Raw genomic sequence first — 20,706 nt, forward strand, 5'->3', positions numbered from 1 at the left:
ACGCCTTATGCCCCCGACTTGTTCATCGATTTCTCAGCCGCCTGGGCGCCCGCTTCCGCGATGTGATCGACCATATCGCAGCAGCAATTCGCGAATGTTTCAGCGACTTCGGAAAAATGCTGCACGGATGCCTCCATCAATTCACGATAAGTTTCGCTCTGATGCTCAAGGCGCACGCTTATGTCCGGTTCGTTAGCGCCGGACGCGGCTTTCTGTACGGTCTCCATCGTCGACTTTACGAAAGCCGCCTGCCGCGCCGCCAAATCTTGGGCGGTTTTTACCAGCATTGAAGAGACATCGCCCATCGCCTTGGCGCCTTCCATATGCGCACCGACAATGCCGGCGAAGTCAGGGACGGCGAAGTCCAGTGATGATTGCTCCTTAGCGCCAGGCGAATTCGCCGACGCATCCTGTTTCGGCGCGGTCCTCCGCGCAGTTGATTTTGTTGCGTTTTTTTCAGTCATAAATGCCTCCTCAGCGGCCCGCTCTTGTCAAATGCGGCGCGGGTTGAACAAAGCCCGGGATGGACGATGGATGCGGATCCTGATTGGGATCGCGCTTTAATAGACGCGGCGCCCACCCTCGCATTACAGGTTTCCTCAAAAGTTTTTCGATTCTTAACGGACGCCGCCGCGCAAGCTTTAACCATCATTGCCTCCATCTGCGCCTGACGCCGCAGCGATGCGATCGCGGGTCTGATGCGCCGTAGGGCAGTCGCATTGAAGAAAGCCGTGCATCGGACAGGTTTCGCAGGTTTGCTCAAGCCGTCTTTTGAGCGCCTGTCGGGACCTGTGAAGTTTCACACGGAAAGCGTTTTCATTGAGGCCAAGATCGGCGGCGACCGCATCGCGAGCCTCGCCGATGAGGTCGGCGCGCCACAAAATGGCGGCGTATTCTTCGTTCAGGGTAGGTAGAAGTTTGTAGAGACAGGCGCATATGACGAAATCTATTTCCTCGTCGTCAATCGCTGGAAATAGAGCGGCGTCCGCCTTATAGGCTTCAGTCAGCCGCGCGCGGCGGCCCTTTGCGCGATAATGATCGGCGATGACACTTCTTAGAACGCGCGCCATCCAGCCGCGGAGCTTGTCCGCATCGCGCAATTCCGAATAACGCGTCAGGACTTTGACGTAAAACTCCTGTAAGACATCGGCCGCATCGTGCTCATCCCCAAGACGCCATACGAGAAACCGGAAGATGTCGCGATGGACCTCGATCAACACGGCTTCAATAGCCGCTTTCTTTTTAGAAAGGGCGATGTCCTCTGCTTCCTCGGCTCCTTGATCCATAAACTGAGGCCTTGCAGTTGGCAGCGTGCAGTTCGCAAAAACATTCGCAGCAAGCTGAATTACCGCGTCTCACATAGTCCAGACGCAATTTCTCATACGCGGCGGCGGCCGCGTCCCCTCACCGCCAAAAAAATAATTGCTGGTGAAACCGTAACGCGGGGCTGCGTTATGCGTCTAAGAGTTGGGAATAACGGGCATATCCTCCAGCTTTTCACCAGTCAGAGACAGGATTTCTAACCGATGGGAAATGGCTTATGAGCTTTTCGAGCGACTTACCCGCCAGCATATGGACAATCCGGCCCTCGAGTCGGGATTTTTCCGGTTACCTTATAACACGGAATGTTGGCGAAAATGACACGGCGCGGGATTTGCCTGTCACAAACGTATGATCTCAATGTATGTCGCTGGGTCGGCTGAAATTCGAAAAGACACCTGCTTTGTTGTGAGGGCGATGAGCTGTCAAGTTGATCGCCTTCGCGCGCGAAAGACGGCGGCTCCGCCGCTTGGTGTCCTGCGCTGATTCTGAAGCTGACATGACGAGAAAGAAGAAAGCGCAGTGTAATGATGAACGATCTCTCGGCTAAAGCAAAAACTCGGCATGAGAAGACTGCTAGCGGAGCGCTAGCACATTTTGTCTCTCGCCACGGCGCGCCTTTCATACTCGCAGGACTGCTCTGGTATGTTTTGTGGCTCGGCCATTTTCCCGAACTTAAAACGCCGGACGATGCAATGCGCCATGTCTCGTGGGTAGGTGTGGGCGCACTTATTTATCTCGCAGCGCAAATTCGGAGTGTGATTTCCTTTCCGCGCAAGGGCGTGGCTCATCCGGTAATTGGGTTCGTCGTGTCGCTGCTGCCGTTATTAATTTCACTTTATGCAGGGCTTGACTGGGCGCGCGGGGAGAAAACCTTAACCGTTTTCCAGGTGATCGTGCTTCAGCAGGCAAGTTTGGCGGTGCTGATAGACGTGATTTTTTTCACTTATGTATCCATGCGCCTAGCGCAGCACTCACTTCCCATCGCGACAGAAGCCGTATGATTCCTTTTTTCCTCAATCACAAGGCGAACACCGAGCAGGAGAATGATTTATGAGTTTTTGGCAGGCACAATTCCATCGGCGGTTACGTAAGGCGATACGCAAAGGCCGCATCGAAATCATCTATCCCGACGGCGCGACCCACTGTTACGGCGAGCCCTGTGCGGCGCCCTTACGCGTGCGCATAACGACGCGGTCGTGGCTGCGCCGGCTGACGCTCGACCCCGAACTGGCGCTTGGCGACGCCTATATGGATGGCGGCCTGATTATCGAGGCCGGCGATCTATATGCGCTAATGGATCTAGTCTGGAGCAATGTCTTGTCTTCAGGCGACGGGACCGGCGCGGCAATCCCCGCGGCGGCGCGTCGACTGTTGCGGCGCCTCGATCAATTCAACCCCGCCGGCCGGGCGCTGAAGAACGTCGCCCATCATTATGATCTCGGCAATGACTTTTATCGCCTCTTTCTCGATGACGATCTCCAGTATTCCTGCGCCTATTTCGAACGGCCGGACATGTCGCTTGAGGACGCGCAAGCAGCAAAAAAGCGGCTGATCGCCAGAAAACTGCTGATTGAACCTGGTAAGTCCATATTAGAGATCGGCTGCGGATGGGGCGGGCTCGGACTTTCGCTTGCCGCGGAAACCGGTGCGCGCCTTGACGGCATTACGCTCTCCAAGGAACAGCTGAACGTCGCGAATGCGCGCGCCGCATCGAAAGGATTGTCAAAACGCGCCCGTTTCGAGCTGAGTGACTACCGAGCGGTTGAAAACGGCTACGACCGTATCGTCTCTGTGGGCATGTTCGAACATGTGGGCGTACCGCACTATCAGCAATATTTCGACCAGGTGGCGAAATTGCTGAAAGATGACGGCGTGGCGCTCATCCATACGATCGGCCGTCCAGACGGGCCCGGCGCCACCAATCCCTGGATTGCTCGGCATATCTTTCCCGGCGGCTACATCCCCGCACTGTCGGAAATCGTTCCGTCGATCGAGCGCGCCGGCCTCTTCATCACCGATCTCGAAGTCTTGCGGCTTCACTACGCCCAAACGCTCAAAGAATGGCGGCGGCGATTCCTAGAGAATGCGCATAAGGTGACACGCATGTATGATGCTCGGTTCGTCCGTATGTGGGAATTCTATCTCGCCTCAAGCGAGCTTTCCTTCCGTCACGGCGCGCATACCGTCTTTCAATTGCAGCTCGCCAAACGTCAGGAAGCCGTACCGGTCACACGCGGCTATTTGCTTGAAGAGCCGCCGGCCCGGTCTTTCCAGACGGAAAAACCCCGCGTCGTCGCATAAATCACAAGGGACGTTGAATGACAAAAGACAAGTCGGGAAGGGACTCGCTCACCGGGCACGACGCTTACAAGAAGGCCCTGCGCGATTTGCAGATCGAGCTCGTGAAAGTGCAGCGCCACTTGATTGCTCACGACCACCGCGTTCTAATTATTTTCGAGGGTCGAGACGCCTCCGGCAAAGACGGCGTCATCAAGCGCATCGTCGAACATTTGAGCCCGCGCGAAACGCGCGTCGTCGCGCTCGGCAAGCCGTCCGATCATGACCGGCGGTCCTGGTACTTTCAACGCTTCACGCCGCATTTGCCGGCGGATCAGGAACTCGCTCTCTTTAACCGCTCCTGGTACAATCGCGCAGGCGTCGAGCGCGTCATGGGTTTTTGCACGGAGGAAGAGTTAGAGGCATTTATCACAGACGTAGGTCCGTTCGAAAAAATGCTGATTAACTCAGGTGCGCAGATACTCAAGTATTACCTCGACATCGATCGTAAGGAGCAGTTTCGCCGGCTCGAAGACCGGCGCATCAATCCCCTGAAACAATGGAAGGTCAGCCCGATTGATGAAGTCGCGATTGAAAAATGGGATGACTATACTGAGGCCCGCAACGATATGCTCGCCCGGACGAGTTTCGAAGAGGCCCCCTGGCACGTTGTGCGGACAAACAACAAAAAAGCTGCGCGCCTCAACGTCATTCGTCACATTCTTTCAAAGCTCGATTGTCCCGATAAGGACGTTCATATGGCGCATCCAGATGAGGATATCTTATTCGCGTTTTCGAAAGACCGTCTGAAGGACCTCGCCGCCTAACGCCGTAGCGCCGCGCAATCATCTTGGGACCAAGTCGCCCACGGCGCCATCACAGCCAATTGAGGACATTTCCATATGAAACAGGCGATACAACCGGACGAGGCGGCCGCGCTCATCCCCGACGGCGCCGTCCTTCTGATCGGCGGCTTTATGGGAGTCGGCTCCCCGCACCGCCTGATCGACGAATTGGTCGAACGGGGCGCAAAAGATCTCACGATCGTCAGCAACGACACCGCGACCCCTGAAAAGGGCGTCGGCAAGCTTATCGCCGCCGGCGCTGCGCGAAAGGTCGTCACTTCGCATATCGGCCTTAATCCGATCACCCAAAAGAAGATGTTTGACGGCGTGCTTGACGTGGAGCTTGTTCCGCAAGGAACGCTTGTCGAACGCATCCGCGCCGGCGGCGTCGGGCTCGGCGGCGTACTGACCAAAACTGGGCTCGGCACGCTTGCGGCCGACGGCAAGCGCACTGTCGACATCGACGGCGCAACCTGGCTGCTCGAAAAGCCGATCCGCGGCGATTTCGCACTGATCGCCGCGCATCAGGCGGATTATGTCGGTAATCTCGAATATTCCCTGACTGCCCACAATTTCAACCCGGTGATGGCGATGGCGGCCGACATCGTCATCGCGGAACCTCAAAACATCGTCCCCGTGGGCGTGATCTCTCCTGATTGCGTCAAGACGCCGGGCGTTCTTGTCGATCATCTTCTGGCGAGGGCCGCCTGATGGATGCAAAACAGATCATCGCCCGGCGTGTCGCCGCCGAAGTCAAACCGGAGACCCTCGTCAATCTCGGCATCGGTCTGCCGAGCATGGTCGCGAATTTTCTGCCCGAGAAAGCCCACGTCTTTTTCCAGGCGGAAAACGGCGTTGTCGGGCTCGGCGCCCGCCCGCCGGAGGGTATGGAAGACCCAAACCTCACCGACGCCGGCGGCGGTTTCGTGACCGCCGTTCCAGGCGCGGCCTCCATCGACAGCGCCGTGAGTTTCGGGCTCATCCGCGGCGGCCATCTCGACATGACGGTGCTTGGCGGCCTTCAGGTCGATGCAAAAGGCCGGCTCGCCAATTGGATTATTCCCGGCAAGATGGCGCCCGGCATGGGCGGCGCCATGGATCTGGTCACAGGGGCGAGGCGCGTCATCGTCGCGATGCTCCACACGCAAAAAGGAATGCCTAAAATTGTGCCCGAATGCACGCTGCCGGTCACGGCGCAGCGCCGCGTCGATCTGATCGTCACCGAACTGGCTGTTATCGAGCCAACCGACGCCGGGCTGGTGGTGCGCGAGCGCGGACCAGACGTTAAACTCGAAGACATCATAAACGCCACGGCGGCTCCGCTGATCGCCCAGCAAGAACCTCCCGAAATGCGCCTTCCTGATTTAGGCCTGCGCACCGAGCGGGGCGTTCAAGTCAATATCGAAGTCTCGAACGGCGGTGCCGGCGTCGAAGCTGGCGTCTGCCACGCTATCAATAGGTAAAGACCATGAAACACAAACGCTTGATCGTCGGCGCGGGCCTGTTGGGCCTCATTATTCTGATCGCCGGATGGACCCTCTATGGAAGGAACAATCATTCCAATTCGGAAATCGTACTGCTCGGCAATGTAGATGTACGCCAGGTTGATCTTGCGTTCAAAGTGCCGGGTAGGCTGGCCGCAATGAATTTTGAGGAAGGAGACGCCGTCCAGACCGGCGACATCGTCGCATCACTCGAAAAGCCCGACTTTGAAGACGAACGAGCGCTCGCAGAGGCCAACGTCATTGCACAATCTAGTCTCCTTAATAAACTCGAAAGCGGCGCACGGCCCGAAGAGATAGAACAGGCGCGCGCCGCCGTCGCATCGCGGCAGGCTGCGTTCACGCTTGCGCAATCGACGCTTACGCGCATGGAACGGCTCGCCGAGACTGACGCCGCATCGCATCAGTTACATGAAGAAGCGCAGGCCAAGCGTGACGAAGCCGCCGCCGCCCTCAGAACAGCGCAGGAAGGCCTCGCTATTGCGGAGACCGGCGGACGCGCCGAGGACATCGCCGCGGCGCGCGCTGCTCTGGCCGCAAGCGAGGCAAACTATCGACTTGCGGAACGCCGCCTTGCCGACGCCGATGTGAAAGCGCCGAGCGACGGCGTAATCCTGACTCGCGTGCGCGAGCGCGGGGCAATCGTCAATGCCGGCGAGACCATCTACACTTTGTCGCTCATTTCGCCCGTATGGGTCCGTACCTATGCGTCAGAACCGGATCTCGGCCGCATCCAGCCCGGCATGATGGCGGAAGTCCGGACCGATTCGGGGGGCGTCTATAAAGGACAGGTCGGGTTCATTTCTCCCGTCGCCGAATTCACACCGAAAACCGTGGAAACCCGTGAGTTGCGCACGGCGCTGGTCTACCGCGTGCGGATAATTGTCGACAATCCCGATGGCGGGCTGCGCCAGGGCATGCCCGTCACAGTGACGCTCGAAGCTATGCATTCGTCATGAGCGAAGAACTTGTTCAAATTAACAGCGTTTCGAAACGCTTCGGCAAGAACGGCCCGGTCGCGCTTAACGCCGTCTCCGCAAGCGTTTTCGGCGGCCATGTCACCGGCCTCGCTGGCCCTGACGGCGCCGGCAAGACAACACTGTTGCGGCTGATCGCCGGGCTCCTGAAACCTGACAACGGCGCGCTCATGGTTTGTGGTCATGACACGCTCCGAGCGCCCGGCGACCTCAAGAGCGACGTCGCCTATATGCCGCAGCGCTTCGGCCTATACGAGGACCTCACCGTAATAGAGAACCTTCATCTTTATGCGGATTTAAGGGCTGTGACTGGTCCGGAAAGAAAGGGCGCGATCGACCGCCTGCTCGCCTTTACGGCGCTTGAGCGTTTCACGGGTCGTCTCGCTGGGGCGCTTTCGGGCGGTATGAAACAAAAACTCGGACTTGCGTGTGCGCTCATCAAAAAGCCGCGGCTTCTACTGCTTGACGAACCAAGCGTGGGCGTCGATCCGATTTCCCGCCGTGAGCTCTGGCGAATGGTATATGAGCTTGTCGATCAAGGCATTGGCGTTATCTGGAGCACCGCTTATCTGGACGAGGCCGAACGCTGTAAAACAGTCTTGCTTTTGAGCCAAGGCGAGTTGATCTATCAGGGCGCGCCCCAAACGCTCACGCAGAGCGTCGCCGAATACACTTTTCTCATCAACGGCATTACGGGAGATAAACGCGCCGTGCTGACGCGCGCCCTTGACGACCCGCAAGTGCTTGATGGCGTCATTCAGGGCGACGCTGTACGCCTTGTCCTCAAGGACGGCGCATCCCCGCCCCCGTCGGTCGACGAATTGCAGGCCGGCGAGGTCGCCGAAATCGTCCGGACACCACCGCGCTTTGAAGACGCGTTCATGACGCGGGTCGGCGGCGCCACAAAAGGCGCTTCCCCGTTTGCAGGCGCGCCGCTGCACGGCGCGAGCAGTGACGAAATCGTCGTTGAAGCCGAGGCTCTGACGAAACGCTTCGGCGACTTTACCGCCGCGGATCAAATCAGCTTCGCTATCAAGCGGGGCGAGATATTCGGTCTCATCGGCCCCAACGGCGCTGGCAAATCGACTACATTCAAAATGCTCTGCGGGCTGTTAAAACCGTCTACAGGCGCAGCCAAGGTAGCCGGGCTCGATCTCGCTAAAGCGCCCGGAAAGGCGCGCGCCCGACTCGGCTATATGGCGCAGAAATTTTCGCTTTATGGCGATCTAAGCGTACAGCAAAACCTCAACTTCTTTGCCGGCGTCTATGGGCTTTCAAATGCTGCGCGCAAAGGCGCCATCACCCGTATGATCGCAACCTTCGGCCTTGAAAGTTATCTCGACACCAATGCCGGCAGCTTGCCCCTCGGTTTTAAACAGCGACTCGCGCTCGCCTGCGCGGTCATGCACGACCCGGATGTTCTGTTTCTTGACGAGCCTACCTCCGGCGTTGACCCGCGCACGCGGCGCGAATTCTGGGGGCACATCAACGCTATGGTGTCGCGCGGCGTCACCATCATGGTGACGACGCACTTTCTCGACGAGGCGGAATATTGCGACCGCATGGCGCTGATCTATCGCGGCCGAACGATAGCGTCTGGCGCACCGGACGCCCTCAAACGACGCGCGAAAAGCTCCACGAACCAAAAGCCGACCCTTGAAGATGCGTTCATCGCGCTCGTCGAGGCCTTCGACCGGCAAGAAGCGGCATGACTGAGGCAGCCAAAAAATCGCGCGACGGCTGGCGGCGCATTCGCGCCCTAACGCGCAAAGAAACGCTGCAGGTCTTACGCGACCCAAGCAACCTTGTTGTCGCCGTCGTTCTTCCTTTGATTCTGCTTTTCCTGTTCGGCTACGGCGTCACTTTTGACCCGCGCCGTTTTGATATCGGTCTCGTCGTCGAACAGCCAACGCCCGAGTCGGGAAGCTTCACCGCCGCGCTTGCCAACTCGCCTATCTTCGGAATCGAAACAGCGCGCGACCGACGCGCCTTCGAAGCCGATCTTATCGCCGGAGACATCAAGGGAATTGTTGTTCTGCCGGCGGATTTTGCGGATCGCGCCTACCGCGGCGACACAGCGCCTATACAGGTGATCGTCGATGGGGGCGACCCAAACACGGCGGAACTCATTCGCACCTATGTTCAGCTCCTTTGGGCCAACTGGCTGCAGCAGGAATCGATTAGCCGCAGTCTGCCGCTTCTTCCCGTTCTCGCGAAGGCAGAACCGCAAATGTGGTTTAATCCGGAAGTTTCGAGTCGCAATTACCTGGTGCCCGGCTCTGTAGCGATCATCCTGATGCTGATCGGAGCGCTCTTGACGGCGCTCGTGGTCGCCCGCGAATGGGAACGAGGCACAATGGAAGCATTGCTCGCGACGCCTATAGGCATCGCTGAACTTCTTATTGGCAAACTGGCGCCGTATTTTGCACTCGGCATGATCTCAATGCTGATTTCGACACTCACCGCGGTCTTTGTGTTCGGCGTGCCGTTTCGCGGTTCTGTCGGTCTGCTTAGCCTCGTCTCAGCTCTTTTCATGCTTGCAGCGCTCGGGCAAGGTCTTTTCATTTCAACATTGGCGCGCAACCAGCTCGTGGCCGCACAGGCCTCTATTATGTCGGCATTTCTGCCGGCCTTTTACTTTTCGAATTTTGTATTCGAAATCAACAGCATGCCCATCGCATTGCAGATCGTCAGCTACGCCGTACCGGCGCGCTACTATGTGTCCTCCTTACAAACGCTGTTTCTGGCCGGCGACGTGCCGAGCGTTGTATTCGCCGATATCGCCGGTCTTGTCGCCATTTCCGGGGGATCTATTCTTTTGACCGCGCTTACGACGCGCACAAGACTGGACTAGGTCCATGTGGGAACGCCTCAAAGCCCTGATCGTTAAGGAACTGCTCGCAAGCGCGCGCGATCCGCAGACCCGTTGGGTGGTTCTGTTTTCGCCGCCTTTTCTCCTTCTTATTTACGCCTTCGCCATCACCCAGGAAGTGAAAAACGTCTCAATCGCCGTTTATAACCAGGATGTTGGCATTGAATCGCGCGAGTTGATCTCCCGCTTTGAAGGCTCGTCCACATTTGAAAACATCATCTATCTCGACAGCATGCAGGCCATCAGCCGCGCCATCGATTCAAAGCAGGCGATCATGGCCGTACATATTCGCGCCGACTTCTCAAGGCGCCTCGCCGGCGGAAGGCCTGCTGACGTCCAGCTTATTGTCGACGGACGCAGGTCTAACGCCGCCCAGATTGTGCAAGGCTACGCCACCCAAATCGTCGCCGACTACAATGCAGCGCTCGCACGCGAGGGGCTCCCGCCGCCGCCAACGGCGGTCATTGCCCGCGCCTGGTTCAATCCCAATTTCGAACCGCTATGGTTTGCGGTCCCTGCACTTTTTGCTGTTTTGACCGCAGTCGTCGGTTTTATGGTGTCGGCATTGACCGTCGCACGCGAGCGCGAACTCGGGACATTCGAGCAGCTTTTAGTTTCACCGCTGCAGCCTGTCGAAATCATGGTCGGGAAAACCCTCCCTGCACTGATCATTGCAACCGCCAGTGCGACGGCGATGTTAGCGCTCGGGTGGCTGGTCCTTGGCGTGCCATTCCGAGGCTCTCTCATCCTGCTTTATGGTTCTATGATTGTATTCTTAACCTCAATCATCGGAATTGGGCTATTTATCTCATCGCTCGCCTCAAACCAGCAGCAAGCCGTGATCGGACTGTTCATCTATATGATGCCGGCCGTATTGCTCTCGGGTTATGCGACGCCAATCGAAAACATGCCGGACTGGCTGCAGTGGTTCACAGAAACCAATCCGATCACTCATTTTATCTTCATCTGCAAGGGCGTCTTCATGAAAGATATCCCCGCGACGGTAATCTTCGCGCATACTTGGCCAATGGCGCTGATTGCAATGTTTACTCTTTCCGCCGGCGCGTGGCTGTTCCGCAGGCGGCTCGCCTAAACGAAAGAGCCACCGTTGATGAAAGGGGCCGCTAATCCGCAATTCGTTCCAACGCCAGCGCAACGCCCTGGCCGCCCCCGATACAGAGCGTGACGAGGCCTTTCTCGACGCCGTCGCGCTGCATCGAATGCAAAAGCCGCGTCGTCAATACTGCGCCAGTCGCACCGATCGGATGGCCGTGCGCAATTGCGCCGCCTTCAACGTTCACAATGTCTTCGTCGAGTTCCATTTCGTTTACAAGCGCCAAAGCGATCGCCGCGAAGGCCTCGTTGATTTCAACACGGCCCAAATCACCGGCCTTCCAGCCAGCGCGCTGCAGCGCCTGACGCACCGCTGGCACAGGACCAAGACCGAACATTCCCGGCTCAACGGCGCCGACGCCATAAGAAACAAGGCGCCCAACCGGCTTCAACCCGTTCTCGGCGGCCCATGACGCTTCAGCGACGATCATCGCCGCCGCGCCGCTGTTCAATCCTGGCGCATTGCCGGCAGTGATGGTCCCGTCCTCGCGGAAAGCCGGCCGAAGTTTCGTCAAGGTCTCGATCGTCGTATCCGGCCTGTTCTGCTCGTCCTTTTCAAAGGCGACGATCCCTTTTCGGGTTTTAACCTCCACGGGAATGATTTCGTTCTTAAACTTTCCAGCCGCCTGGGCTTCGGAAAAGCGCCGTTGCGAGCGCGCCGCCCAACGGTCCTGTTCCTCTCTCGGGATATCAAATTTCGAGACGAGATCCTCAGTGTGCCATCCCGAATGCTGTTCGGAAAAAGCATCATTAAGACCGTCGCGCAACATGGCGTCCAGAATAACGCCGTCGCCCATACGGTGTCCCCAGCGGCCGCGCGGCAGAAGGTAAGGCGCCTGGTCCATGTTTTCCATGCCGCCGGCTACAGCGCAGTTGATATATCCGAGCATCACTTCCTGCGCTGCTGTGGCGATCGCCTGCGCGCCTGATCCGCAGACGCGATTGACCGTAAGAGCCGGAATCTTGACGGGCAGTCCGGCGCCGATCGCCGCCTGCCGTGCCGGATTCATTTTCGCACCGGCCTGAATGACCTGCCCCATCACCACCGTTTCAATGTGATCAGGATCAAGACTAGCCCGCGCCAGGCATTCGCTGATCGCGACGCGGCCGAGTTCGGTTGCAGGGACATCCTTTAACGACCCGCCATAAGCCCCGATTGGTGTACGGACTGGGGAACAAAGCACGACTTTTCTGTTTGCCATGAGATTGCATTCCTTCCATAATTGTTTGTACAGACAAAGTTCGCAGTGGGTGCCGCCGGTTGGTTTTGACGACTTATGAGGTCCCGCCGCAGTTGCGGCATGGCATACACTTCATTCTCATTGAGTATACGGTCGGCGCCCAGGGATCACTCGCCGCTCAATATGGTCAGATGTCGCCCACATGGTCGGTCACACGCCATTGACACGCCGAAGGCGCGGGTCCGCGCCATCGAAGCGTTTTGGCGCGCGGGGTGCGGGAGATCAGCATGATGTTCACATAGGATGAGACAAAATACCACTCGCGCTTGAAGGAATATTTAAGGCGAGTACTGCGAAGAGCATATAGTTACAACATCCACGGGCAATTGAAATTGACAAAAACCGAAGGACAGCGATTACGAATCACGGCGCGGCCTCACAGTAGGATCGTCAGGCTTAGCGTTATCACAGCGATACTCGCGTTGGGCGCAATCATCCTTGGCCCCGTATTCATACAAGAGCCGGCGCCGCACGAGGCGAAGCCCGTTGCGATTACGTCCTCGGCGAGCTATGATCTGACTGCTCTTCCGCAAACAATTGAGCGCCGGTGCGTCATTTGCCACGGATGTTATGACTCCCCTTGCCAGTTCCGAATGACTTCGGACGAAGGCGTTGCGCGTGGTGCGACGAAACAACCGGTCTATGAGCCGTCACGTCTTACAGAGGCGCCGCTTACGCGGCTCGGCGTCGATGCCCACACGAGCCAAGCTTGGCGGGCGCTGAATTTCTTCGACGTCGCTGCTCAAGACGGTGACGACGCTCGGTCGACCCTCGCGCGCATGCTGGTGTTAGGCCGCGCCCATCAGTTCGATCCCGACGCACCGCTACCCAAATCCGTCGATCTTGACATCACGAGACCGCTCACCTGCCCCGCTCCGGACGAAATGGCCAAGTATGAACGCGAAAATCCCTTTGGCGGCATGCCCTATGGCATGGCGCCCTTGACGGAAATGGAGTGGACCGCCCTTGCTGCCTGGGCGCGCGATGGAGCGCCTGCCCTTGAGCGCCAATGGGCGTCGACCGCAACGGTCCGCACCGACATCCGTGCTTGGGAACGGTTTCTCAATGGAGAGACGCCAAAAGAACGCCTCGTCGCGCGATATCTCTATGAACATCTTTTCCTCGCCCATCTTTATTTTCCGGAAAAGGAATCCGCCGGCTTCTTCAGCCTCGTGAGGTCGAGAACGCGGCCCGGCGAACCGATTGACATCATTGCGACGCGCCGCCCTTATGATGATCCGGGTACGAACGCGTTTTACTATCGGCTGGCTCCGGTTGAAGAGACCCTGCTGCATAAAACGCACATCACTTATGCATTCGGCCCCGACCGGCTGGCGCGCTATCGGGCGCTGTTTTTCAAAGACGACTGGCGCATCGGCGCGCTGCCCTCCTATGAGGCCGCCGTCGCCTCAAATCCATTTGCCGCTTTCGCGTCCATCCCGGCCCGGGCGCGCTATGAATTCCTGCTTGACGATGCGGAGTACTTCATTCGTACGTTCATCCGCGGACCTGTGTGCTACGGGCAAGTGGCGGTGAATGTTATTGAAGACCGCTTCTGGGTCATGTTCCTAGATCCGGAAGCGGATCTCGCCGTCAGGGATGCCGCTTATCTCGCGTCAGCGACGCCGTATCTGGGGCTTCCGGCCGCACTCGCCGACGCCCAGCTGCCAGGGCGTTTGTTTCCTAGTTACCTTGAACATCACAAAAAATATGAAGCCCAGCGTGACGCGCGCTATCGCAAAGCCGATCCTGAAAACAAGGGCCCCGCGATGGGCGATGTCTGGCTCGGCGAACAAGGCAGAGGGCCGGCGCTCCTGACGGTGTTTCGGCACTTCGACAACGCCACGGTCGTCGGGGGCTTTGTCGGCGACACGCCGGAGACCGCCTGGGTGATCGATTTCCCGACGCTTGAACGGATTTACTACAATCTCGTTGCTGGTTTCGATGTCTTTGGCCCAGTCGAACACCAGATCGCGACGCGCGTTTACATGGACCTCTTGCGCATGGAGAGCGAGAGCCTGTTTCTTTCATTTCTGCCCCCGGACGTCAGGCGACCGCTCCACGATTCCTGGTACCGGGGCGGGCACGCGAAAATCCGAACGCTCTATCACAAGCCGCCCATCGACGTTGATCGTGCTACGCGAGTTGCGTTTGCGACGGAAAATCCTAAAAACGAGTTTCTATTTAGCGTCCTGACGCGCGACCAAAGCGGCGTTGCAAAAACGGACGAGATCAATCGAAATCGGGACAAAGCCGCAAGTAGCGATAAGCTCGCGACGCCCCTGGCCGCGCTGTCGTCGACCCAAGGTCCCTGGGTCGCCTTTTTGCCGGAGCTCTCTTATGTGCGGATTATTCGTCCGGGCGGTGAAGATCGCGTCTTCTCACTTGTACATGACAAACAGCATACAAACGTTGCATTTTTGTTCGCTGAGAACCTGCGGCGCGAACCGGAAAAGGACACGGTCACTATCCTTGACGGCCATCTCGGCAGCTATCCAAACTTCTTCTTCGTGATCAGCGAATATGAAGAGACGGAATTCGTGGAGCGCGTCAAAGCCGTCGGCAGCGAGCAGGATTGGCTCGCGATCATCGACGCCTATGGCGTAAGGCGGTCAAGCCCTGTATTTTGGGCGACAGCCGACTTTTTTCAAGACGTCGTCAAGCGCGGCCCCGCCTCGTCCGGCGGGCTACTCGACCTCAACCGTTACGTTGATCCATAAGCGGCGCGTCGCCATTTACTTCACCGTCTTACGTCAGCTCATGCTATTTTGGCGCACCGTCAACGCGCGAGCCATCCTCTTTGAATGAGGCGAGATAGGCGATGAGCGCGGCGCGTTCTTCAGCCTTGGGGATGCCTGGAAAGCCCATCGTCGTGCCCGGCGCAACCTCTCGCGGTGCTTTTAAATAAGCGTCGAGTTTTTCAACGGTCCAAACAAGGCCTTCCGTTGCAGCTTTGCTCATGCCCGGGGAATAACGAAACTCGTCATTCGTCCCGGCGGCGCGGCCGACAATGCCGTTAAGAGGCGGACCGACGCGGCGCTGCGCATTTTCGCCGACCATGTGACACGCCTGGCATTTGACAAATGACCGTTGACCGACAGCAATTAGGTTTATATCGACAAGTGCTTTCTCGACTTCCTGTACTCGAACCTCTTCCGGCGTCGCCGCGTCTTCGGCCGCGACAGCTGTAACGCCCAGCCCCGCGGCAACCGCCGCCAATATCAATGCAGAGGTCTTTCGTTTCGTCATCGGCGTCTCCCAAAATTTTGCATGCGCGAACGCCAGCTGACGCCTTAGCCGTCACCCAGCAAAGGGGTCTACGCGCCGGATCCTCTCTTCCCTCATTAGCCGTTCGAAAAATCGTTAAGGCATAGATCCGGCGCGCCGCCCGGCACCCGGTATTCATCACTGCAATCGACCCGCGCGAAATCCTATCGACACAATGTCGCAGTTCAAATCTGAGGGAGTAGAAGCGCTCGTCCGTAAGGAAAGTTGTTCACGCGCGGACCAATCCGAACCGCGCCGAACGTTACGAGAAGGGGGCGAGCATGCGCCAAAATAAACTGCCAGTTCGAAGACCGCTTCTTTTCGGGTCATCGTCGATTGCCATTGCGTTGACGGCAACAGCCGCCGCGGCTCAATCGAGCCACGTCTGTTCCGCCTGGAATGTTGACCGCAGCGTTGAAGTGATCGCGCCGGCATCAGGAAGTCCGCTCTGCGAGGTTCATTATCGCCAGCCAGATGAAGATATTCCGGACCAGATTCTCTGGCGCGCAAATAATTCAATATCATTCTGCGAAGAAAAGGCGCGATTGCTCGTCAACAAATTATCGAACGCCGGATTTGAATGTCGTGAAGGCGCTCTGCCGCAAACGGCCGGAGCAATTCAACCTGCCGTCGCAGAAAATACATCGAAGTCCACGCAAGTTGCGATGACAGATCAAAATGCGGGACAAGCACCGGCGGCGGTCCAAGGCCAAGCCGGCCCAGACCAGCGTCCGCCTATGCCCATGGGCGGCGTTCCCTATCAACGCATTCCGGGATGGGCGGACACCAGCTGGCACCTCGCTGGCTATGCTGACGCAACGTTCATCGTTTCCGACTTTGACGGCGAAACGACGGCAGACTTCTCAGCAGCGCGTTTCAACCCGGCATTTCACTTTCAGTACAAGGATCTGATCCTTCTTGAGGCCGAAGCCGAGATTTCGATCGACGGCGACGGCGAAACAGAACTTGAGCTCGAATACACTCAAGCCGACATCTTTCTTCATGACAATGCGACGCTCGTCGTCGGCCAGTTTTTGAGCCCAGTCGGTCAATTCCAGGAGCGTTTGCACCCGACCTGGATCAATCGCCTCGCTGACCCGCCTCCGGGCTTCGGCCATGACGGCGTTCAACCGACGAGCGACACTGGCGCCATGTTGCGTGGCGGCTTTCTGATCGGCAAAGACATGATCGCGACCTACTCCCTCGCGGTCGGCAATGGTCCGCGCCTCAGCCATGAGGGCGGCATTGCGTTTGAAGCCAAGGGCGGCGACGACAACTCGAATAAGGCCATTAGCGGCCGAATTGGTTTGTTGCCTTTACCTTATCTTGAAGTTGGGGGTTCTTTTTTAATCGGCGATGTGTCGGGAACATTGCAAGCCGAAGAAGGCGGCGCGGATGGCCATGGCGCTGAATACGGGGAAGAAGAGCCCTTGCCTCCTGAAATCGAGGAGCTCATGCCGACCGATGCGAAGGTAACGCTTTGGGGCGTCGACGCGGCCTATACCCGCGGCTCTTGGAACCTCCGCGCAGAATATCTGAATGCCAAGCGCGATCCCATGAATACCGCCTTTGAAGGTTCGGGCGGGGTCGCTGCCCTTCCAGAACTTGCGCTTGAGGCGTGGTATGGACAAATCGCCTACCGCCTTTCTGGCCTAACCGATCACGAAGTCATCAGCCGCTTCGAACCAGTGGTCCGCTACGGCGAATTCCGGATTACAGGTCTTCAAGGCCTCGCCGAAGAAGCGGCCGAAGAAAGGCTCGATATCGGATTGAACTACTGGATCGCGCCCTCGATTGTCGCTCGGGGCGTCGCGCAGTTACGTGATTTTACGGCCCGTCACGATGATGAGCCGGATTCTGAAACAAGGTTCCTGCTTCAGCTCGCCTATGGCTTTTAGCGCCCTCATGGAAAGGCACTCGTCATGAAGAACCCTCTCTTAATCCTCGGCGCCGCTCTTCCTCTCATCGGCGGCATGCTCATTGTGCAGATAACCGCGCAAACGACGGCCCTCGCTCAAGATCAGCCTCCAACAACCACAAGCGACCCGGCATCTATTGCGAGCGGCGCGCAGGCCTGGGCCAATCATTGTTCTCGCTGCCACAATCTCCGGTCGCCAAGCGAACTCAACGCCGAATTATGGAACGTTTCGGTGACCCATATGCGTGTGCGCGCTAATCTGCCCGGCTCCGTCGCCGACGACATCAAGGCATTCCTAATATCGAGCGCCAGCGACAGCAGCGGTTATTCCGCATCGACGGCGGCGGGCGCATCAACATCTTCTTATGCGTACCTCAATCCAGGCGACCCCGTGCGTGGGCTTGAAGTCTATTCGCAAACTTGCATCGCGTGCCACGGCGCTGACGGCACAGGAGCAATTGAAGGTGTGCCGGATCTGACCCTGGCGACCGGTCGCCTCGCCAAGTCTAGCGACGTTGTTCTAAAGCACATCATCAACGGCTACCAAAGCGAGGGATCGTTGATGGCGATGCCGCCAATGGGCGGCAATCCCGATCTTTCAGAGCAGGATATGGCGGATGTCCTCGCCTATATGCGCAAGGAGTATAAGGTCGAAGCGAACGACGAGAACTAATTGTCGCGAAAAACTATGAAATGGGCCGGCGGATTGGCGCTCGGCGACGGCTGGGCCTTTTACCGCGGCGTCGCCGGCGATAATTCCCCTCATGCCCACTACGCGGCGCAACTTATATGCGGCCGAAGTTCGCCAACCTCTGCGATTGTTGACGGCGACCCTGTTACAAACAGGATCATCTTTATACCGTCCAATACGCGCCACCAGCTTGCGCCGCGTGCGGAACCGATCCACATTTTGTATGTGGAACCTGCTCTTTTGCACATTGGCGATAGCGAGAAACTTTCAACAGAACGCGACTGCGCCATATCTCTTTATGAAACTATTGAACAAAAATCGCGACGCAGCGACAATGATTTCGACCCGTCGCTATTCGGCGGTTATGACGATGCAAGGATTGTCGCCGCGATCGATCTTATTGAGCAAGGCCTCGACGCGCCGATTCGCCTCGAAGACCTCGCCTTTGCTTGCAACCTTTCAAAAAGCCGCTTTGCCGAACTCTTTCGAAAGACAACACAACTTTCCTTGCGGCAGTTTGTGTTATGGCAGCGCCTGCGCCGCGCGATGCTCGCAATTGGCGCCGGCGAGAGCGCCACTTGCGCGGCCCATGGCGCTGGATTCTCGGATGCAGCTCATTTTTCACGAACATTGCGCAATATGTTCGGCGTAACCCCTCGCGACATCATGTCGACTGTTGCGATTGAAGATCCCGTCGGTTCCTGAAGGCCCTCTAAGGCTGACGCAGAAAGGGTTGTATCAGTTGGCGCAAATAGCCTGTTGGGTAATTTGGTTGCTCGCCGATGCCGAGATCGTCGGATGAAAACACTTTTTTTCTATCGTAATAAGCAGTGCCAAGCATCCGGTCCCAAAGCGTCGTGAATAATCCAAAATTTACATCGCCCTCGCCTGCCTCCTTCAAATGGTGAAAGCGGTGCACCGGCGCCAGGGCCAGGAGATACTTGAAGAGACCGATGTAGATATCGACATTCGAATGCTGCAGCAACAATTGGATCGCAATTGCGAACGCCAATAGAAATGCGACGTCTTGCGATATTCCAGCGAGCACCAAAGGAGTCGTGCCGGCGATCATCTCGATTGCTTGATGCAATGGGTGCTTCATCAGCCCGTTAAAGCCGTACATCCGCTTAACGCTATGATGAACAGCGTGAAAACGCCAAAGTATCCGCCACTTGTGACTGTAATAATGCGCAATCGTGATGCCGAAGTCAGCGACGCCGATTGCTAGTAAGGTTTGCCCCCAGAGCGGCCAATCATGCGGCCATATACCGGTCCAGGGAATCAGCGCGGCGATAGCCGGCAGCGATAAAACCGAGGCGACATTGGCCGCCTCGTTGACCACGAAATGGGCGATGTCGCGCGCCTTGTCATCATGGGGCTCGTTCCAGTCGTCGGTATAAGGCGCCAAGCGCTCCAGAGTGAAAGAAAGCCATAAGGCGAATGCAAACAGCGGCGCCAGCGTCCAGTGCGGCGCGCCGTTGGATATGAGCCAAACTGCGGCTCCGCAGACGCCAAGCAGCATAAACGGCGCATATAGGATTTTGATGATCCACATGAGTGATTGGTCCATTCGAAGCCTTGGCGGAAAACTAGAGTGCACGCCTAGCCCCGGCTTGAATAAACAACCGGAAAACGACGGCGCGCCTGCGGCCGACGGCGGGGCTGAGGGATTAACGGATGTGGCTCGTATTGAGCTTCGGTCTTGTCCGCGACGAAACCAATTGTGCAATCCCAAGGGGGTCGAAAGAACGTGCAGCATGGAATAGGCCATGGTTCCGCGCACAGTGCGGAGAACGATCACGCGCTCAAGATCTCCGGTTGGCTAACCGGCGTCTACTTTCTGATCGAACTCGCTATCGGGCTGGCGACCGGCTCGATCGCGGTTATCTCGGATGCGTTTCATACTTTCTCAGCCGTCGGCGGCGTCATCCTCGCCTGGGTCGCCGCACGCGTCGCCCGACGCCCGGCGAACCTTGAACACACCTTCGGCTACGCCCGCGCGGAAATCATCGGCGCCATGCTCAACGGCTTCTTCCTGCTCGCAATGGCGCTCCTCGTCATCGTCATGGGACTCATGCGGCTTCGCGCGCCGATTGACCTTCCGACGACCCCGATGCTGATCGCAGCCGCCGGCGGCATTACGACAGAGGTTATTTCGCTGGCTGTCTTGTTTCGCGGCCAGAAAGACAATCTCAATATGAAAGGCGCCTTCTGGCACGTCATCCAGACTTTTGTCGGCAGTGTACTGATTGTCATCACTGCGCTCGTTATTCAGTTCACAGGTTTAATGGCGATCGATCCGATTTTAGGGACAGCCTTCGGCGTCGTCCTGATGCTCGCTTCGATCAGCATTATTCGCGAGTCCTTCACAATCCTGATGGAGGCCTCGCCGCGAGGCGTCGACATCGGCGCCGTCGTTGAAAGCCTGCGCGCCATCTGGGACGTTGAGGACGTCCATCATGTTCATGCTTGGGTGCTCACCTCGAACCGAAACGTCTTTTCCGCTCATCTGCGCGTCCATGACAATGACGCTGCACAGCCTGTGCTCAAAAAAGCGCATAAAATCTTGCGCGATGACCATGGATTTTATTTCTCAACGCTTCAAATCGAGACAACCTGCCTCGACGAACAAGGCGCCGATGCCATCGATCCGAAAACCCATCAACAAGGAGACCTTTGA

General features: G+C 57.5%; 19 protein-coding genes. 14 read left to right on the forward strand and 5 right to left on the reverse strand.

The annotated features are described in order from the left end of the window. Positions 1-5 precede the first annotated feature (5 nt). On the reverse strand, positions 6-464 hold the full coding sequence (locus ACQY5P_RS10335) for a phasin family protein (RefSeq protein ID WP_428406781.1): 459 nt from the start codon (positions 462-464) through the stop codon (positions 6-8). 177 nt (positions 465-641) lie between these two features. Continuing rightward, on the reverse strand, positions 642-1,286 hold the full coding sequence (locus ACQY5P_RS10340) for an RNA polymerase sigma factor (RefSeq protein ID WP_428406782.1): 645 nt from the start codon (positions 1,284-1,286) through the stop codon (positions 642-644). Between the two features lie 561 nt (positions 1,287-1,847). Between ACQY5P_RS10340 and ACQY5P_RS10345 the strand changes: the two genes are divergently transcribed. The 9 genes from ACQY5P_RS10345 to ACQY5P_RS10385 all read left to right on the forward strand — a co-directional run bounded on the left by ACQY5P_RS10345 (position 1,848) and on the right by ACQY5P_RS10385 (position 10,889). Then, positions 1,848-2,324, forward strand: coding sequence for a hypothetical protein (locus tag ACQY5P_RS10345; protein ID WP_428406783.1), 477 nt, complete (start codon positions 1,848-1,850; stop codon positions 2,322-2,324). A gap of 49 nt (positions 2,325-2,373) precedes the next feature. Then, entirely contained in the window at positions 2,374-3,624 is a 1,251-nt protein-coding gene (locus ACQY5P_RS10350; protein WP_428406784.1) for a class I SAM-dependent methyltransferase, read from the forward strand. A 17-nt stretch (positions 3,625-3,641) separates the two neighbouring features. Further along, on the forward strand, positions 3,642-4,427 hold the full coding sequence (gene ppk2, locus ACQY5P_RS10355) for a polyphosphate kinase 2 (protein ID WP_428406785.1): 786 nt from the start codon (positions 3,642-3,644) through the stop codon (positions 4,425-4,427). Between the two features lie 75 nt (positions 4,428-4,502). Next, a complete protein-coding gene (locus tag ACQY5P_RS10360) occupies positions 4,503-5,156 on the forward strand; it encodes a CoA transferase subunit A (protein ID WP_428406786.1) in 654 nt (217 codons plus the stop codon). After that, the gene (locus tag ACQY5P_RS10365) at positions 5,156-5,908 is read left to right on the forward strand and encodes a 3-oxoacid CoA-transferase subunit B (protein ID WP_428406787.1); all 753 of its coding nucleotides are present in this window, start codon (positions 5,156-5,158) and stop codon (positions 5,906-5,908) included. Before ACQY5P_RS10360 ends, ACQY5P_RS10365 begins: the two co-directional genes overlap by 1 nt. 5 nt (positions 5,909-5,913) lie before the next feature. Then, positions 5,914-6,906, forward strand: a complete 993-nt coding sequence (locus ACQY5P_RS10370) for an efflux RND transporter periplasmic adaptor subunit (protein WP_428406788.1) — start codon at positions 5,914-5,916, stop codon at positions 6,904-6,906. Next, positions 6,903-8,636 (forward strand): ATP-binding cassette domain-containing protein, encoded by a 1,734-nt coding sequence (locus ACQY5P_RS10375; protein ID WP_428406789.1) that lies wholly within the window; start codon positions 6,903-6,905, stop codon positions 8,634-8,636. Before ACQY5P_RS10370 ends, ACQY5P_RS10375 begins: the two co-directional genes overlap by 4 nt. Next, entirely contained in the window at positions 8,633-9,778 is a 1,146-nt protein-coding gene (locus tag ACQY5P_RS10380; RefSeq protein WP_428406790.1) for an ABC transporter permease, read from the forward strand. Before ACQY5P_RS10375 ends, ACQY5P_RS10380 begins: the two co-directional genes overlap by 4 nt. 4 nt (positions 9,779-9,782) lie before the next feature. After that, entirely contained in the window at positions 9,783-10,889 is a 1,107-nt protein-coding gene (locus ACQY5P_RS10385; RefSeq protein ID WP_428406791.1) for an ABC transporter permease, read from the forward strand. A gap of 31 nt (positions 10,890-10,920) precedes the next feature. Here the strand turns inward: ACQY5P_RS10385 and ACQY5P_RS10390 are convergent, their stop codons facing one another. Continuing rightward, positions 10,921-12,111, reverse strand: coding sequence for a thiolase family protein (locus tag ACQY5P_RS10390; protein WP_428406792.1), 1,191 nt, complete (start codon positions 12,109-12,111; stop codon positions 10,921-10,923). A gap of 632 nt (positions 12,112-12,743) precedes the next feature. Here ACQY5P_RS10390 and ACQY5P_RS10395 point away from each other — a divergent pair. Then, positions 12,744-14,870 (forward strand): fatty acid cis/trans isomerase, encoded by a 2,127-nt coding sequence (locus ACQY5P_RS10395; RefSeq protein ID WP_428406793.1) that lies wholly within the window; start codon positions 12,744-12,746, stop codon positions 14,868-14,870. Between the two features lie 43 nt (positions 14,871-14,913). On the opposite strand, the gene ACQY5P_RS10400 is transcribed toward ACQY5P_RS10395, so the two are convergent. Beyond that, positions 14,914-15,399, reverse strand: coding sequence for a c-type cytochrome (locus tag ACQY5P_RS10400; RefSeq protein WP_428406794.1), 486 nt, complete (start codon positions 15,397-15,399; stop codon positions 14,914-14,916). Positions 15,400-16,082: 683 nt separating this feature from the next. Here ACQY5P_RS10400 and ACQY5P_RS10405 point away from each other — a divergent pair. From ACQY5P_RS10405 to ACQY5P_RS10415, 3 genes are read left to right on the forward strand one after another with little or no spacing between them, the layout of a single operon-like run. After that, entirely contained in the window at positions 16,083-17,315 is a 1,233-nt protein-coding gene (locus tag ACQY5P_RS10405) for a hypothetical protein (RefSeq protein WP_428406795.1), read from the forward strand. 24 nt (positions 17,316-17,339) lie between these two features. Then, positions 17,340-18,008: a c-type cytochrome gene (locus ACQY5P_RS10410; RefSeq protein WP_428406796.1), complete on the forward strand. Its 669-nt coding sequence runs from the start codon at positions 17,340-17,342 to the stop codon at positions 18,006-18,008. After that, on the forward strand, positions 18,009-18,731 hold the full coding sequence (locus ACQY5P_RS10415) for a helix-turn-helix transcriptional regulator (RefSeq protein WP_428406797.1): 723 nt from the start codon (positions 18,009-18,011) through the stop codon (positions 18,729-18,731). 7 nt (positions 18,732-18,738) lie between these two features. Here ACQY5P_RS10415 and ACQY5P_RS10420 read toward each other — a convergent pair whose 3' ends face one another. Continuing rightward, positions 18,739-19,581 (reverse strand): sterol desaturase family protein, encoded by an 843-nt coding sequence (locus tag ACQY5P_RS10420; RefSeq protein ID WP_428406798.1) that lies wholly within the window; start codon positions 19,579-19,581, stop codon positions 18,739-18,741. 195 nt (positions 19,582-19,776) lie between these two features. On the opposite strand from ACQY5P_RS10420, the gene ACQY5P_RS10425 reads away from it, so the two are divergent. After that, positions 19,777-20,706: a cation diffusion facilitator family transporter gene (locus tag ACQY5P_RS10425; protein ID WP_428406799.1), complete on the forward strand. Its 930-nt coding sequence runs from the start codon at positions 19,777-19,779 to the stop codon at positions 20,704-20,706.

Origin of the sequence: Hyphococcus sp. (assembly GCF_965267305.1) — a bacterium.
Lineage (GTDB): Bacteria > Pseudomonadota > Alphaproteobacteria > Caulobacterales > Parvularculaceae > Hyphococcus.

Bases quoted from the DNA above. Each gene is read 5' to 3' on its own strand.
- ACQY5P_RS10380 (WP_428406790.1), top strand. From the start codon at position 8,633: ATGACTGAGGCAGCCAAAAAATCGCGCGACGGCTGGCGGCGCATTCGC.
- ppk2 (WP_428406785.1), top strand. From the start codon at position 3,642: ATGACAAAAGACAAGTCGGGAAGGGACTCGCTCACCGGGCACGACGCT.
- ACQY5P_RS10405 (WP_428406795.1), top strand. From the start codon at position 16,083: ATGACAGATCAAAATGCGGGACAAGCACCGGCGGCGGTCCAAGGCCAA.
- ACQY5P_RS10360 (WP_428406786.1), top strand. From the start codon at position 4,503: ATGAAACAGGCGATACAACCGGACGAGGCGGCCGCGCTCATCCCCGAC.
- ACQY5P_RS10410 (WP_428406796.1), top strand. From the start codon at position 17,340: ATGAAGAACCCTCTCTTAATCCTCGGCGCCGCTCTTCCTCTCATCGGC.
- ACQY5P_RS10365 (WP_428406787.1), top strand. From the start codon at position 5,156: ATGGATGCAAAACAGATCATCGCCCGGCGTGTCGCCGCCGAAGTCAAA.
- ACQY5P_RS10335 (WP_428406781.1), bottom strand. From the start codon at position 464: ATGACTGAAAAAAACGCAACAAAATCAACTGCGCGGAGGACCGCGCCG.
- ACQY5P_RS10370 (WP_428406788.1), top strand. From the start codon at position 5,914: ATGAAACACAAACGCTTGATCGTCGGCGCGGGCCTGTTGGGCCTCATT.
- ACQY5P_RS10395 (WP_428406793.1), top strand. From the start codon at position 12,744: ATGACTTCGGACGAAGGCGTTGCGCGTGGTGCGACGAAACAACCGGTC.
- ACQY5P_RS10420 (WP_428406798.1), bottom strand. From the start codon at position 19,581: ATGTGGATCATCAAAATCCTATATGCGCCGTTTATGCTGCTTGGCGTC.
- ACQY5P_RS10385 (WP_428406791.1), top strand. From the start codon at position 9,783: ATGTGGGAACGCCTCAAAGCCCTGATCGTTAAGGAACTGCTCGCAAGC.
- ACQY5P_RS10340 (WP_428406782.1), bottom strand. From the start codon at position 1,286: ATGGATCAAGGAGCCGAGGAAGCAGAGGACATCGCCCTTTCTAAAAAG.
- ACQY5P_RS10350 (WP_428406784.1), top strand. From the start codon at position 2,374: ATGAGTTTTTGGCAGGCACAATTCCATCGGCGGTTACGTAAGGCGATA.
- ACQY5P_RS10390 (WP_428406792.1), bottom strand. From the start codon at position 12,111: ATGGCAAACAGAAAAGTCGTGCTTTGTTCCCCAGTCCGTACACCAATC.
- ACQY5P_RS10345 (WP_428406783.1), top strand. From the start codon at position 1,848: ATGATGAACGATCTCTCGGCTAAAGCAAAAACTCGGCATGAGAAGACT.
- ACQY5P_RS10375 (WP_428406789.1), top strand. From the start codon at position 6,903: ATGAGCGAAGAACTTGTTCAAATTAACAGCGTTTCGAAACGCTTCGGC.
- ACQY5P_RS10400 (WP_428406794.1), bottom strand. From the start codon at position 15,399: ATGACGAAACGAAAGACCTCTGCATTGATATTGGCGGCGGTTGCCGCG.